Raw genomic sequence first — 658 nt, forward strand, 5'->3', positions numbered from 1 at the left:
GAATTTAACCGTGTTTGTAAGTGATTTAGAAAACTTACCAACAACAGTATTAGAACCAAAAGATTCAAACTTAAGACCAGTTGTAAAAGGTGAAACTTCTAGTGAAGCACAAGTTGTAAGAACCATAGAATTTAAGGATTCAGCTGATAAAGTTTATGAAACATATACAGTAACCTATGTATTAAGAAACAAGCCGGTCATCACATTAAATGGTCAGGCAAGTGAGTTAGTTAAAAAAGCTTCTGGGAACTATACAGATCCAGGTGCAAAGGCAAAAGAGCACGATGATCCAGTAGAAAAAAATGCTGTTACAGTGGATACTGTGTCATTAGAAGTATCAGGTTCATTTGATATCACTTACACATATGAAGATTCAGTTTATGTTTATACTGGTGATTCTAAAGTCAAGTTACAGGCTAATCCAGTTACAAGATTAGTGACAGTAATTGATCCAGCTATCAAGTCATTAAAAGTAGCAAATGATGACTTAGTAAGTGAAATTGAAAACGTGAATTTAACCGTGTTTGTAAGTGATTTAGAAAACTTACCAACAACAGTATTAGAACCAAAAGATTCAAACTTAAGACCAGTTGTAAAAGGTGAAACTTCTAGTGAAGCACAAGTTGTAAGAACCATAGAATTTAAGGATTCAGCTGAT

At 33.4% G+C, this 658-nt stretch carries 1 protein-coding gene; it reads left to right on the forward strand.

Annotated features, from left to right (window positions below):
* On the forward strand, nucleotides 1–658 hold a 658-nt coding region (locus EZV73_RS28350; RefSeq protein ID WP_240843935.1), incomplete at both ends, for a DUF5011 domain-containing protein.

This window comes from Acidaminobacter sp. JC074 (assembly GCF_022496765.1).
In the GTDB taxonomy this organism is placed as follows: Bacteria; Bacillota; Clostridia; order Peptostreptococcales; family Acidaminobacteraceae; genus JABXKX01.